The sequence below is a fragment of the Paraburkholderia sp. genome (genome assembly GCF_049581445.1).
In the GTDB taxonomy this organism is placed as follows: Bacteria; Pseudomonadota; Gammaproteobacteria; order Burkholderiales; family Burkholderiaceae; genus Paraburkholderia.
The window spans coordinates 1-13245 of record NZ_JBAURZ010000019.1 but is presented as its reverse complement, the minus strand read 5'-3'; the positions used below and the strand labels follow the sequence as shown (position 1 = coordinate 13245).

Genomic DNA, 13245 nt, shown 5'->3' with positions numbered 1-13245 from the left:
GCACCATTAGCAGTAAGTTCTGGCATTGGACCTTGGAATTCGCCAGAACTTTTTTTGCGTCGGCTCGTCGTGAGCCGGCGTTCTTTTTTTCTCGAATGCGCGCGAATTCGCACTAGTCGTTATCGCTGCGACTTTCCTTGAGCACCCATTCGCGAAACACCGCGAGACGGCGCGGCTCTGCCCACACCGGACCGATGAGGTAGTAGGTGCGCTCAGCAGGAATCGTGAGTGCAAACGGCGCGACGAGCACACCGGAACGAAGATCCTGCCTGAACAGCACGGCCTGAGCGATCGCGATGCCGACGCCTTCAACAGCGGCCTGGTACATCAGCCCGGAATTCTCGAATTTCATGCCGCGCGTCGAATCGATATCGCTTGCATCGGCGGCGCTCAGCCATTTACGCCAATCGTCCGGGCGGGCATACGAGTGCAGCAGAGTTGCATTTCGCAGATCGACGATCACGGTGGCGCAATCGGTCATTTGATTGGGGAGGAGAATCGCGGCCTCGAGTACATGTTCATCATGATGGACGCGGCACGCTTCGCGGTGGGCATGCAGGGTGTGGGTGTCTCGGATCGCCAAACTGCCGCGGCGCTCGGCGCCCAGCAGGGCGCGGCGTTCGAATCGATGCAGCGTCATCTGGCGCAAGGGCATCGTTCGCTGAAGGCGGTGGTGGAGCTTGTGGTCGCGAACACGAAGCGCGATCCGAATGCGGTGTTCGCGGGCAGCGTGCCGTATCTGAAGCTGGCGGGGATCGTGCTGGGCGGCTGGCAGATGGCGCGCGCGTAGCTGGCCGCTTCTGCGAAGCGCGCAGAAGATCCATCGTTCTATGGTGCGAAGATCGCCACCGCGCAGTTCTACGCAGAGCACGTACTGGCACAGGCGAGCGCCCTGGAAGCGTCGATTGTCAGCGCGAAGGGTGATGAAGGTGTGCTGGCGTTATCGGAGGAGCAGTTCTGAAGTTGACGGCCGGCGTCGTGCCTACTCGCTATGCCCAATGATATGCGCGACGTTATCGCGCGTTTGCGGCCGGCGCCGGTGCTCGAACAGATAGATGCCTTGCCACGTGCCGAGCGTCATACGGCCGTGTTCGATTGGCACAGATAATTGCACTTGCGTAAGCACGGTGCGCAGATGCGCTGGCATGTCGTCCGGGCCTTCCGTATCGTGCTCGTAGCGCTCCGGGTCCTCCGGCGCGATGGTGTCGAAATACGTCTCGAGGTCGCGTCGAACGGATGGGTCCGCATTCTCCTGAATGATCAGCGACGCGGACGTGTGGTGGCAAAACAGCGTCAGGATCCCGGTCTGGATAGACTGCTCATTGACGAACTCACGGACTAGGGCAGTGAAGTCAACGAGTCCTTGCGCGGGGGCCCTGACGTGCAGATGGCGAATGGCTTGCTGCATAGGATGGCCTCCGGGCTGATCTGGCTAGCGCGCTTTGCGGCCTCTAGATGACCCCTGAGGTCCGCATATCGGTCAGCCGCTTCTTCATATCGAGCACATCCAGCGAGTGTTGCTCGCCTTTGCGCAACGCGACGCTGGTGGAAAGAATATCGACGATCACCAGCGCGGCGAGGCGCGACGTGGTGGGCGTATAAACGTCGGTATTCTCCAACGTTTCCGCGATCACGGCAACGTCGCAGAAGCGCGTCAAAGGACTGTTGGAGCCGGTAATCACAATGACCGTCGCGCCACGCTCTTTCGCGGTGCGCGCCACTTCGATCAGCGAACGCGTCGACCCGGTGTTGGAAATGGCCACGACGGCATCGCCGGGTTTGAGCATGGAGGCGGCGATAAACTGCTGATGGGAATCCTGATGCGCAATGCACGGCACGCCGAACAGCGGAAACTTCTGCTGGGCGTCCAGTGCGACGATGCCCGATGCGCCGAAGCCGAAAAACTCGATCCGCTTCGCATTGGCAAGCAGATCGACGGCGCGTCCTACGGCAGCGAAATCGAGCTTCTTGCGCGCCCAGTCGAGACTGGTAATGGTGTAGTCGAAAATCTTCGTGGCCACTTTCTCAGGATCGTCGTCACGCCCCAGCACGGAGTGCGTGGCAGGCGCGCCCAGCGCAAGACTCTGCACCACCCGCACCTTGAAGTCACGAAACCCGCTGCAGCCAATCGTCGCGCAAAAGCGCAACACGGTCGGCTCGCTGACCTGCGCGAGGCGCGCCAGTTCGGCAAGGCTTGTGTCGGCGATCGAGTCCAGATTGGCGAGGATGTACTCGGCCACTTGCCGGCTGCCGCGCCGAAGGTTGGGACGGGCGCGGTCGATCAGTTCGAGGATGTTGTAATCGGGCACGTGGTTTTCCTTCGTTCAATATGCAGAGGGCGCCGCGAACGGCGCCCTGCGGACAAGGCTACAACGAAGTGTATCGGAAGAGTCAGCGGCGCCAGAAGCGCACACCGCGTTGCGACAGGACCGCCGCCACGATGATGACGCCCATCACGACCTGCTGATGGTAACCCGGCACGCTGGCGAGGTTCATGATATTGCCGATCACACCGAGAATCAGCACGCCCATCAAGGTGTTGAGCGCGCCGCCTTTGCCACCCGCCAGGCTCGCGCCGCCAATCACAACCGCTGCGATCACCGTCAGTTCATCGCCGACGCCAACGGTCGGCGCACCCACGCCAGCGCGTGCGGTTGAAATGATACCGGCCATCGCGGCAAGCAGTCCTGAGCAGACATACGTGCCCATGATGTGACGCGCGACCGGCACGCCCGACAGGCGAACGGCCTCTTCATTCGAGCCGATTGCGCGCACCACGCGGCCTGCGCGCATGCGGTTGAGTGCGACACCGCCGATCACGAACACGATCAGCATCACGAGCGTGGGTCCGGGGATATCCAGATAGATGTGGCGGCCAAAATCGAGCAGTGCCTGGCCCGGATCGTCGACCAGAATCGGCGAGCCGTCCGAGACGATCATCGCGACGCCGCGCGCTACGGTCATCATGGCGAGTGTGACGACAAACGGCGTCAGGCGGCACCATGCAACCAGTACGCCGGAGATCAGTCCACATAGCGCACCAACCAGCAGCGTGGCGATTAGCGCGAAGGTCAGGCCATGATCAGGAATCAGCATTGCCGAGAGGACGCTGCCGAGCGCCGCAATCGAGCCCACTGAGAGATCAATGCCGCCGGTCAGCACGACGAGCAACATCCCTACCGACATGATGCCGACGCCCGCGACCTGGCGCGAGATGTTCGAAAGATTCGCCACCGAGAAAAAGTCACTCGATACAAATGACGCGGCAATCACGAGCACGATCAGGATGGCGACGGTATTGAAGCGGCGCGCGACGGACCACCATTGCTGAGCGCGTGAGTGGCCAGGCTGCGCCCGGCGCGATTCCGGCGTAACGGCGCTGGGATTCATGGTAAGTCTCCGAACTTTAGTGATGTGAAAGGGTGGCCGCCTCATCCGGGGCGCGGCGCAGGGAAAGCGACAAAATACGTTCTTCGCTGTAGTCGGCCGGTTCGAGCTGGCCGCGAATCTGGCCTTCGCCCATTACCAGAATGCGGTCACACAGACCCATCAATTCCTGATGTTCCGAAGAGATCACGAGCACGGCCTTACCGCGTTCGGCGAGCTGATTGATGAGCGAGTAGATTTCGACCTTCGCGCCGACATCGACGCCACGCGTAGGCTCGTCAAGAATGATGAGGTCGCCGTCCGCGTGGAACCACTTGGCGAGCACCACCTTTTGCTGGTTGCCGCCTGAGAGGGTCGCGACATCGGCATCCATCGAACGCGCCTTGATGCGCAACGAAGCCATCAGTTCCTTGACGAAGGCACGCTCGCGGCCGAACTTGAGAAAACCGCCCGGCCCGCTGACGGATTTCAACGCGGCAAGGGTGGCATTGATGTGGATCGGCATGGACAGCACCGCACCCTGGCCCTTACGATCCTCAGGCACGAAGCCGATGCCCGCGCGCACAGCCGCAATCGGCGAACGAATCGCGAAGGGCTTTTGCTTCAATTCGATCGTGCCGGAATCGCGCGCATCCGCGCCGAAGATCAGCCGCGCGACCTCGGTGCGGCCCGAACCAATCAGACCGCCGAGACCCACCACTTCGCCCGCCCGCAGCGTGAAAGACACATCGCGCACAGCATTGCCGCGCGTGAGGCCCGTTACCTTGAGGATTTCGTCTCCCAATGTGGCGTGGCGTTGCGGGAACAGGACCGATAGCGGGCGGCCCACCATCTTGCGGATCAGATCGTCACGCGTGAGGCTGTCGGGTTTGACAGTGTCGACGCGCTTGCCGTCCTTGAGCACGGTGATGCGATCGGCGATGGCAAAGACTTCTTCGAGCCGATGCGAAATGTAGACGATCCCCACGCCCCGCGCACGCAAGCCACGCACGATTTCGAGCAAGCGGTTCGCGTCTGAAGGGGCGAGCGCGGCGGTCGGTTCGTCGAGCACCAGTAGCTTGACCTGGCCGCTTAACGCCTTGGCGATCTCGATGACCTGACATTGCGCCGCCGACAGTGAGCCGACGAGCCCCGCCGGGTCAATATCGAAACCGAGGCTTGCGATCAGTTCGTGGGCTTTGGTGCGCAAACCGCGCCAGTCGATCACGGCAGGCAAGGTGCCGAGATATACGTTTTCCGCCACGGAGAGATCGGGCGCGAGCGCGGTCTCCTGGTGGATCACGGCGATGCCTTCGGCAAGCGCCGCATGCGGATTGCGAAAGGTCATTTCCCGACCTTCGACGCGAATCGTGCCGGCGTCCGGTTGATGCCCTCCGCCAATGACGCGCATCAGCGTTGATTTACCCGCGCCGTTTTCGCCGACGAGCGCATGCACTTCGCCGCCGAACACATCGAAGTCGATGGCCTCGATGGCATGAATGCCGCCGAAACGCTTGTCGACCCCGGCAAGGGCGATGAACGGAATCATGAGACTGTCTCCTGGATTGCACGCACCGGCGTGGCCGGCGCGTGCCCATCACCCCGCATCGTTAGAAGATGGCCTTGGGGTTGTAGAACTTGTCGACGTTGCTCTTGTCGATGACCGCAGAAGGCGTGTACGAAATCTTCGGCACATTGGTGCTCTGACCGCTCGCCGCCTTCACGCCGATATCCACGGCGGTGCGCGCAACGAGCGCCGGGTCGTTCAGTGCCGTCGCGCCATACTGACCTTGCTTGATCAGCGCGAGCGCTTCTTTCTGACCGTCGGCGGCGGCGACCAGTGTGATACCCTGGCGGCCCGCGCTTTCGATTGCCCTGCGTGCGCCGAGCACCATGCTGTCGTTTTCGCCGAGCACCATGTTGATATCCTTGTTCGCCACCAACAGGTCTTCCATTGCCTTCAGGCCGCCTTCATCCGACCAGTTGCCCCAGCCCTGGCCAACGATCTGGAGGTTGACCTTGCCGGTCTTGGCCAGTTGCGCTTCGACGATGCCCTGAATCACACCGTCGCGGCGTTCCTTGCCCACGGGGTTGCCTTTCTCGCCCGAGATCAGCGCGATCTTGAGCGGTTTGTCGCCCATGTTATCGACGACCCACGAGCCGACCAGCGCGCCGTTCTGACTATTGGACGACTGCACCAGCGTCAGGTACTTGGCCTTCGGATCGAGCGTGCTGTCGATCACGACGACTTTCACGCCTGCGGCGGTCGCGGCGTTAACGGAGTTCACCAGGCCTTCAGGATCAGCCGGGTCGATGATCAGCACCTTGATGCCGCGCGTGACCAGATCCTCGACATCGGAAATCTGCTTGCCCATCTTGCCTTGCGCGTCGGCGACGATCACGTCTTCGCCAAGTTCGGTGGCACGCGCCTTGGCCGCTTCCATCGCGGCGGCAAAGTAGGGCGCGTTGAGCACCTTCATCGAAATGCCGACCTTGATCTTGTCGGCGGCGAACGCGGGACTCGTCGCCAATACGCTGGCAAGTGCCAGCCCCACACCACACAGTGCCTTCTTCACGAGACGCGTCATGTCTCCTCCTATTTTGAGTTTTACGCGGTTAGAACTTCGTTAGAACGACGAATCTTCACGGCGGCATCAGCTTGCCGGGGTTCAGGATGTTGCGAGGATCGAGGGCGGCCTTGACGGTTTTCATCGCGGCCAGTTCAGCAGGGCTGCGCGAGAGCGCCAGCACGCCGAGCTTCTTGACGCCGATGCCGTGCTCCGCCGACACGGAGCCACCCATGTCGCCGGTCACGCCGTACACCACCTTCTGGACTTCCGGTGCGGTGGACGGCGGCCAGTCTGGCTCCTGGACGACGATATGCAGATTGCCGTCACCCAGGTGCCCGTAGATCAGAATCGTGGCGTTCGGCCAGCGTGCGCGCAGACGCTCTTCGCAGCGGTTTGCCGCGTCGCCGACATCGGTGATCGAAAAGCTCACGTCGAACGAGACGCGTCCGGGAATCAGCCGCGGATATTCGCCGGGGGCATCGCGAATCGCCCAGAAAGCGGCAGCGTCGGCTTCAGACGAAGCGAGCGCGGCATCGGCAATCACGTTGTCTTCGAGCATCCCGGCGAGAAACTCTTCGAACGCTTGCGCCTGACGCGCGGGGTCGGCTCCACTGCTTTCCAGCAGCACGTAATACGCATGCTTGCCTTCGAGCGGCGCGCGCAATTCAGGCAGTCGCTGCAGGACGAAGTCGTAATAGCCGGGCCACATCACTTCAAACGCAGAAACGCCTGCGGGCAAGCGCTCCTGGGAGCGTCGCAACAGTGTGGTCACTGAGTCGTAGTCGGGCAGGCCGCACCATGCGGTCGACATGGCGCGCGGTTTATGCCGCAAACGCAGGACGGCGCGCGTAATGACCGCGAGGGTGCCCTCGCTGCCAATCAGCAGATTGCGCAGGTCGTAGCCGGTATTGTTCTTGATCATCTTGCGCAGACCGCCGATCACGCTGCCATCGGGCAGGACCGCTTCCAGATCGAGCGTCTGGTCGCGCATCATGCCGTAGCGGATCACACGATTGCCGCCTGCGTTGGTCGCGAGGTTGCCGCCGATGGTGCAACTGCCGCGTGCACCCAGATCAAGCGGAAACATGAAACCGGCGTCGTCCGCGGCTTCCTGCACGGTCTGCAGCGGCGTGCCGGCCAGCACCGTCATGGTGGCGCTCACCGGATCGATGCTTTCAATGCCGCTCATGCGTTCCATGCTGAGCGCGACTTCGCCACCCAGCATGCAGGCGCCGCCGGCCAGGCCCGTAAGGCCGCCTTGTGTAACGACGGGTTGGTGGTGTTCGAAACAGATCTTGAGGGCCGTGGCCACTTGTTCGGTAGTGCGCGGCCGGATCAGGGCGATCGGGTCGGCGCTAGGCGTGCGGCTCCAGTCCGCATGTTTGCGACCGGCAAATTCGGCCGGCAGCGCTACGACGTCCGCGCCGAGCGCGGCGCGCAGGGCGGCAACGACGGCCTCTCCAGACTGGGCGGCGCGATCGTGCGTCACGCTTTCTTGCATAAGGCGTCTCCTGAAATTTCGTGCAACCTGGGCGGTTTCGCTCCGCCCTCGAAGGCCCGTCGCGCAGTGTTTACCGGTTGACGTTACGATAGTGTTTTCATCGTTTAAACGATAGTATCACTATCATTGTGAGATCGTATACATGCAATACAGCGGGGGAAAACCCCAATGTTAAGTGAGATTACCGCGAATATCATTACTAAAGCTAACGTTAAAAACTTAGTAAACTTAACTTTCATGGAGATGGACTCGATGCAATGGCCTGAACCGCGCTCGTTCGAAGTGGATCTGGATACCGGTTTGATGGCCGGCACCGGTTCGCGCTATCAGAAATTCCTGGCGGACCTGAAAGGTCTCTACGCAGACGCCGATGCGTTTGACGCGCTGGCTGCGGCGCACGGTGAAGAAGTCGTCTATGAGGTGACCGACCATAAGCCGAGTAGCGAACCGGGCGATCTGATCACCGGCGTGACCCGCATGAGCCCAGGCAAGGTTGGCGACGAATACTTCATGACGCGTGGCCATATCCACGCGAAAATCGATCGCCCCGAGCTGTACTTCGGACTGAAGGGACATGGGCTAATGCTGATGGAGTCGCCCGATGGCGAAACGCGCACTGTCGAGATTCGCGCGAATACCGTGTGCTATGTGCCGCCGCGCTGGATCCATCGCTCGGTGAATCTGGGCCAGGAGGACTTTGTGATGCTGTTCTGCTACCCGGCGGATTCCGGACAGGACTACGCAATCATCGAGAAATCAAACGGCATGCGTTTGCGGATCATCGACGACGGTGCGGGCGCGTGGTGCAGCGTGCCCAATCCGGAGTACCAGGCGCGTTCGCGGCACCAGGTGGACGCACTGCTCGACGGCGCGGCATCCGCAAAGGGAGCGACACGATGAGCTATCAACCGGCGCAAAAGCCGACCTTCTACTTCATTGGCGTGACGACCGCACAAAGCTCGATCATGCGGGTGTTTCCCGCATGGGCACGTCATCTCGGACTTGGCGACGTGGAAATGAAGGGCATCGACTTCCGTCCGCATGCGGCGCCCGAGGCGTATCGCGAGGCGGTCAAATTCCTTAAGCACGATCCGTTGTCGCTGGGGGCACTCGTCACCACGCACAAGATCGACCTATATGCGGCGTGCCAGGATCTGTTCGACGAAATCGACCCGCACGCACGCATGATGGGCGAGACCAGTTGCCTGTCCAAACACGACGGCAAATTCGTGTGTCACGCCAAAGACCCGATCACGTCCGGTTTCGCACTGGACGGCTTTCTGCCCGAGGATCACTTCGCGCGTACCGGAGCGGAGGTTTTCTCGATGGGCGCAGGGGGTTCGACCATCGCGCTCACCTGGCATGTGATGCAGCGTGCGCGCGGCGCCAATCGTCCTTCCAGGGTGATCGTGTCGAATCGTTCGGCAGCGCGACTCGAAGAGATTGAGCGGATTCATCGCGAACTTGATCTGGGCGTGCCCTGCGAATATGTGGTCGCCCCGCGTCCCGAAGACAATGATGCGGTGCTCGCGCGGCTTTCGCCCGGTGCGCTCGTCATCAACGCAACTGGACTCGGCAAGGACGCGCCGGGTTCTCCGCTTACGAACAACGGCCCGTTTCCGCAAAGTGCGATTGTTTGGGACCTGAACTATCGCGGTGATCTCGTCTTCCTCGATCAGGCGCGCGCTCAGGAACAGGCGCGCGGACTGCAGATCGAAGACGGCTGGACCTACTTCATTTATGGGTGGACACGGGTTATCGCAGAGGTGTTTCATGCGGACATTCCGTCGCGAGGACCCGCGTTCGACGAGATCTGCCGGGTCGCCGAGGCGGCGGGCAAACCGTCGGCGGCGAAGTCCGCGGGGTAACGTCTGTATCGAGACGTAAGCGATACTCGAACAACAACCAGGCGGCGAGCAAGCCGCAACGCAGCCTTCGTCAAAAGGATTGAACGATGTATCTGGACAAATTCAGGCTGACCGGCAAAGTGGCTGTCGTCACGGGCGCGGCGCGCGGCATTGGCCTCGCGATTGTCGAGGCGCTCGCCGAAGCGGGCGCGCTGGTGGTGCTCACCGATATGAACGCGAGCCTGCTCGATGCCGCAGTGAACCTGTTGTCGGCGAAAGGGCACGCGGTTGAAAGTCAATTGCTCGACGTCACCGATCCGCGCGCCGCCCAGCGCGTAAGCGACGCCGTGGTTGCACGGCATGGCCGGGTGGACGTGCTGGTCAACAACGCCGGCATCGCGATCTCGAACCATCCGGCGGAGACCATGACCGATGAGGTCTGGAACAAGGTCATCGATGTCAACCTGAACGGCGTGTTCTGGAGCTGCCGGGCCTTCGGCAAAGGCATGCTCGAACGCGGCGGCGGCAGCATCGTCAACGTGGGTTCAATGTCCGGCTTCATCGTGAACCGGCCGCAGGAACAGGCGAACTACAACGCATCCAAAGCGGCGGTTCATCATTTGACGAAGTCGCTGGCGGCGGAGTGGGGCGCGCGTGGCGTGCGCGTCAATGCGGTTGCACCAACCTATATCGACACGGAAATGAACGCGTATGTGTACGAGGACAAAGAGATGTTCCGTCACTGGGTCGGTGGCACGCCGATGAATCGACTCGGCCGCGTCGACGAAGTGGCCTCGGTCGTGCTGTTCCTCGCGAGCGAGGCGTCGAGCCTGATGACCGGCTCGATCGTGCTGGCCGACGGCGGCTACGTCTGCTGGTGAGCACCGTCACTGACATGCGCAGGCAGCGACCGGCCGCGATCAGCGTTGAAACGTTCGACGTCCCGCTGCATGCGCGCCTCACCGACCGCGCTTGCGCGCCGCAAGACGGGGGCGTGCTGCTGTACTGGCTCGGCCAGGCGGGCTTTGTGATCGAGTGCAGCGGCATGCGCATGCTGATCGACCCGTACCTATCGGATTCGCTCGCACAGAAATACCGTGGTACGCGTTATCCGCACACACGGATGATGGCGCCGCCGCTTGATCCGGCGACGCTTGATCGGCTGGATCTTGTGCTGTGCACGCACCGGCATACCGATCACATGGACCCCGGCACGCTTCGGCCCATTGCGCGGCGGTTTCCTTCGGTCAAATTCGTGGTGCCCGCTGCATCCGTGGATGAGGCGATGAAGCGCTGCGGTGTCGAAGCGAGCCGTCTGATCCCTGTCAATGCAGGGCAGCGGGTGCAAGTGCTGGAAGACTGTTATGTCTCGGCGATTGCGTCCGCGCACGAGACCCTTGATATGGATGCACAGGGGCTTTATCCGTGGCTCGGCTATGTGATTGAACTGGCGAGTGCGCAAGGCGCGGTGAAGCTGTATCACTCGGGCGACTGTGTGCCGTATCCTGAACTTGCAGATCGCCTTGCGCAACATGCAGTAAATCTCGCGTTGCTGCCGGTGAACGGGCGCGATATGGAGCGCAGCGGCAATGGTGTGCCAGGCAACTTTACGCTCGACGAGGCTGTTGCACTCGCCACGGCGGCCGGCGTGCCAGCGATGCTTGCGCATCATCACGGCTTGTTCGACTTCAACACGGTCTCGCCTGAGGCGATCGACGCTCGTGCACGTCAGGAACGCGCAGCAGGCCTGCAGATACACCGCGCACAAACGGGGTGCGCCTGGCACGTTCGCAACCCAGACAAGCGAGAATGACTGTTCAGGCGGAGATCGAGCAGGTGCTGGGCTGCGCTCAGACGACCCTCATTCGCACCTCGTTAGTACCCTTAGGGACACACAACATGGAGACGTTTTATCTGGCTATCGACGTGGGCACAGGCAGTGTGCGCGCCGCACTCGTCGATGCAAAAGGCGTGATACGCAGTCTCGCCGCGCGCGAGCACGAGCAGATCGTGCCGCGCTACGGCTGGTCCGAGCAGCGGCCGCTCGACTGGTGGGCAGGCGCAGTGAGTTCGATTCGCGAGGTCCTCGCCAGCGTACCCGGCGCGGCCGCGCAGATCGCAGCGATCTGCGCGTGCGGTCAGATGCATGGGACAGTATTAATCGACGCAGACGGCGAACTGACGCGTGATACCGCGCCGCTATGGAACGACAAACGCACGCTGGCGCAGGTGGCGAGCTTCCGGTCGCGCAACGATGCAGCGTCGTATCTGCCACGCACGGCTAACCCGGCGACACCCGCGTGGCCGGGCTTCAAACTGCAGTGGCTTAAGGAGCATGAACCGGTGGCGTATGAACGTGCGTCGACAGTGTTCATGCCGAAGGATTATGTGAACTTCCGCCTCACCGGCGAGCGTGCGTGCGACTGGACGGATGCGTCGACCACGTTCCTGATGAATCCAACTGAGCGCACATGGTCGCAAACGATGCTCGATGCGCTCGAACTCGACGGCAGCAAGTTGCCGCCGATCCGCGCGCCGCTCGACATTCTCGGCAGCGTCAGCCGCGAGGCAGCGAGCGAAACTGGTTTGTGGGCAGGCACGCCGGTACTTGTCGGCGGCGGTGACTATCCGGTCTCGGTGCTGGGCTCGGGTGTGTATGCGGCGGGTCTTGCGTCTGACATTACCGGTACCTCGTCGATCATCACGGTGATTGCGGACACACCGATGCTGCATCCTGAGGTCTCCAACCTTGCAACCTGCGAGGGCCTTTGGGGCCGCTTCATGCTGCTCGACTCGGGTGGTGACGCAATGCGTTGGGCGCGCCGTGCGTTTCACGAGAATGCGCTCAGTTACGAAGCAGTGGCGCAAAAGGCGGCCGAGGCGCCGGTCGGTTCAGAGGGGCTGCTTTTTCTGCCCTATCTGACGGGCGAGCGGCTTGGCGAGCACTCGAATTCACGCGCGCAGTTCTTCGGTATCGCGGCGAAACACGGTCTTGCGCACTTGCATCGGGCTGTGCTCGAAGGAGTGGCGTTTGGCGTACGGCGGCACATTGGTCTGATCGAATCGGCGGGCGTGACGATGGAACGGCTCGTCGCTGCGAGCGGCGGCGCGAAGGCTGCCCTGTGGCTCGAGATCAAGGCCAGCATGTATCGCACACCGATTCTTGTTCCAAAGGAAGTGGAGTGCGGTGTGATCGGATGCGCGGTCCTCGCGGCCACCGCGCAAGGCCAGTTTGCGCGGCTGGGCGACGCTGTGGATGCCTTCGTGCATTTCGAGCGCGAGGTGCAGCCTGACCCGCGCGCAAGCGATACCTACGACCGGATGATGCCGATTTTCGAGCGCCTCTACGTTCACTCCCAGCAGTTTTACGACGACCTCGATCGTCTTTCCGGTGCGTCCGCATGACACAGAATATCAAGGCCGTTCTGTGGGATATGGATGGCACCCTCGCCGACACCGAAGCGCTGCATCTCGCGACGCTGGTCGGTGTGCTCGCCCACCACGGTATCGAAGCGGGGCAAGAGTTGCATCCGGTGATATTCGGCAAGACAGCACACGAAGTTTATATGTTGTGCGCCGAGCGTTTCGGCATTGCGATGGACTATGAACAGTGGTCGGTGTTTCGTGCGCGCCACTATCTCACGCACGCGCCGACGATTCAGGCGCGCTCCGGTGCACTTGGGGTGTATCGCGCGGCGTGCGATGCCGGCAAAGGAAGGGCCATCGTTTCGAATTCGTCACGCATGTTGCTGGAGGCCAATCTGCGTGCGCTGAATTTGCAGGACCCGGCACTCGTCAGCGTCAGCGTGAATGATGTACGCCGAGGCAAGCCTGATCCGGAAGCGTATCTCCGCGCGGCGTATCTGCTGGGTGTAAGCCCTGCCGAAGCGGTCGTGGTGGAGGACAGTCCTGTCGGCGCCGCGGCTGCGCTCGCCGCCGGCATGCGCGCGCTGGCATGGCC

At 61.9% G+C, this 13245-nt stretch carries 13 protein-coding genes and 1 pseudogene; 7 read left to right on the top strand and 7 right to left on the bottom strand.

The features are described from left to right. Window positions 1-112 precede the first annotated feature (112 nt). Window positions 113-640 carry a LysR substrate-binding domain-containing protein gene (locus WCA85_RS01125; RefSeq protein WP_424061182.1) on the bottom strand — a complete coding sequence of 176 codons (528 nt, stop codon included), beginning with the start codon at window positions 638-640 and terminating at the stop codon, window positions 113-115. Here WCA85_RS01125 and WCA85_RS01120 point away from each other — a divergent pair. Beyond that, window positions 524-961: pseudogene (locus WCA85_RS01120) on the top strand (acyl-CoA dehydrogenase C-terminal domain-containing protein). The gene WCA85_RS01125 and the pseudogene WCA85_RS01120 sit on opposite strands and share 117 nt — an antisense overlap. A gap of 21 nt (window positions 962-982) precedes the next feature. On the opposite strand, the gene WCA85_RS01115 reads toward WCA85_RS01120, so the two are convergent. From WCA85_RS01115 to WCA85_RS01090, 6 genes are all read right to left on the bottom strand, one after another. Beyond that, the gene (locus WCA85_RS01115) at window positions 983-1408 is read right to left on the bottom strand and encodes a secondary thiamine-phosphate synthase enzyme YjbQ (RefSeq protein ID WP_424061180.1); all 426 of its coding nucleotides are present in this window, start codon (window positions 1406-1408) and stop codon (window positions 983-985) included. Window positions 1409-1451: 43 nt separating this feature from the next. After that, the gene (locus WCA85_RS01110; protein WP_424061178.1) at window positions 1452-2309 is read right to left on the bottom strand and encodes an SIS domain-containing protein; all 858 of its coding nucleotides are present in this window, start codon (window positions 2307-2309) and stop codon (window positions 1452-1454) included. An 82-nt stretch (window positions 2310-2391) separates the two neighbouring features. Beyond that, the gene (locus tag WCA85_RS01105) at window positions 2392-3390 is read right to left on the bottom strand and encodes an ABC transporter permease (RefSeq protein ID WP_424061176.1); all 999 of its coding nucleotides are present in this window, start codon (window positions 3388-3390) and stop codon (window positions 2392-2394) included. Between the two features lie 16 nt (window positions 3391-3406). Next, on the bottom strand, window positions 3407-4915 hold the full coding sequence (locus tag WCA85_RS01100; protein ID WP_424061173.1) for a sugar ABC transporter ATP-binding protein: 1509 nt from the start codon (window positions 4913-4915) through the stop codon (window positions 3407-3409). A 61-nt stretch (window positions 4916-4976) separates the two neighbouring features. Next, window positions 4977-5954, bottom strand: a complete 978-nt coding sequence (locus tag WCA85_RS01095; RefSeq protein ID WP_424061171.1) for a substrate-binding domain-containing protein — start codon at window positions 5952-5954, stop codon at window positions 4977-4979. Window positions 5955-6009: 55 nt separating this feature from the next. Further along, complete coding sequence (locus WCA85_RS01090; protein WP_424061169.1) at window positions 6010-7437, bottom strand: FAD-binding oxidoreductase; 1428 nt, start codon at window positions 7435-7437, stop codon at window positions 6010-6012. Window positions 7438-7689: 252 nt separating this feature from the next. Between WCA85_RS01090 and WCA85_RS01085 the strand changes: the two genes are divergently transcribed. From WCA85_RS01085 to WCA85_RS01060, 6 genes are all read left to right on the top strand, one after another. Further along, on the top strand, window positions 7690-8337 hold the full coding sequence (locus tag WCA85_RS01085; RefSeq protein WP_424061167.1) for a glucose-6-phosphate isomerase: 648 nt from the start codon (window positions 7690-7692) through the stop codon (window positions 8335-8337). Then, complete coding sequence (locus tag WCA85_RS01080) at window positions 8334-9305, top strand: shikimate dehydrogenase family protein (protein WP_424061166.1); 972 nt, start codon at window positions 8334-8336, stop codon at window positions 9303-9305. Before WCA85_RS01085 ends, WCA85_RS01080 begins: the two co-directional genes overlap by 4 nt. Before the next feature lie 86 nt (window positions 9306-9391). After that, window positions 9392-10165 carry an SDR family NAD(P)-dependent oxidoreductase gene (locus tag WCA85_RS01075; RefSeq protein WP_424061165.1) on the top strand — a complete coding sequence of 258 codons (774 nt, stop codon included), beginning with the start codon at window positions 9392-9394 and terminating at the stop codon, window positions 10163-10165. Next, a complete protein-coding gene (locus WCA85_RS01070) occupies window positions 10162-11097 on the top strand; it encodes an MBL fold metallo-hydrolase (RefSeq protein WP_424061163.1) in 936 nt (311 codons plus the stop codon). Before WCA85_RS01075 ends, WCA85_RS01070 begins: the two co-directional genes overlap by 4 nt. A gap of 86 nt (window positions 11098-11183) precedes the next feature. Continuing rightward, the gene (locus WCA85_RS01065) at window positions 11184-12689 is read left to right on the top strand and encodes a xylulokinase (RefSeq protein ID WP_424061162.1); all 1506 of its coding nucleotides are present in this window, start codon (window positions 11184-11186) and stop codon (window positions 12687-12689) included. Continuing rightward, the coding region (locus WCA85_RS01060) for an HAD family hydrolase (protein ID WP_424061160.1) at window positions 12686-13245 on the top strand (560 nt) is incomplete at its 3' end. The genes WCA85_RS01065 and WCA85_RS01060, both read left to right, overlap by 4 nt.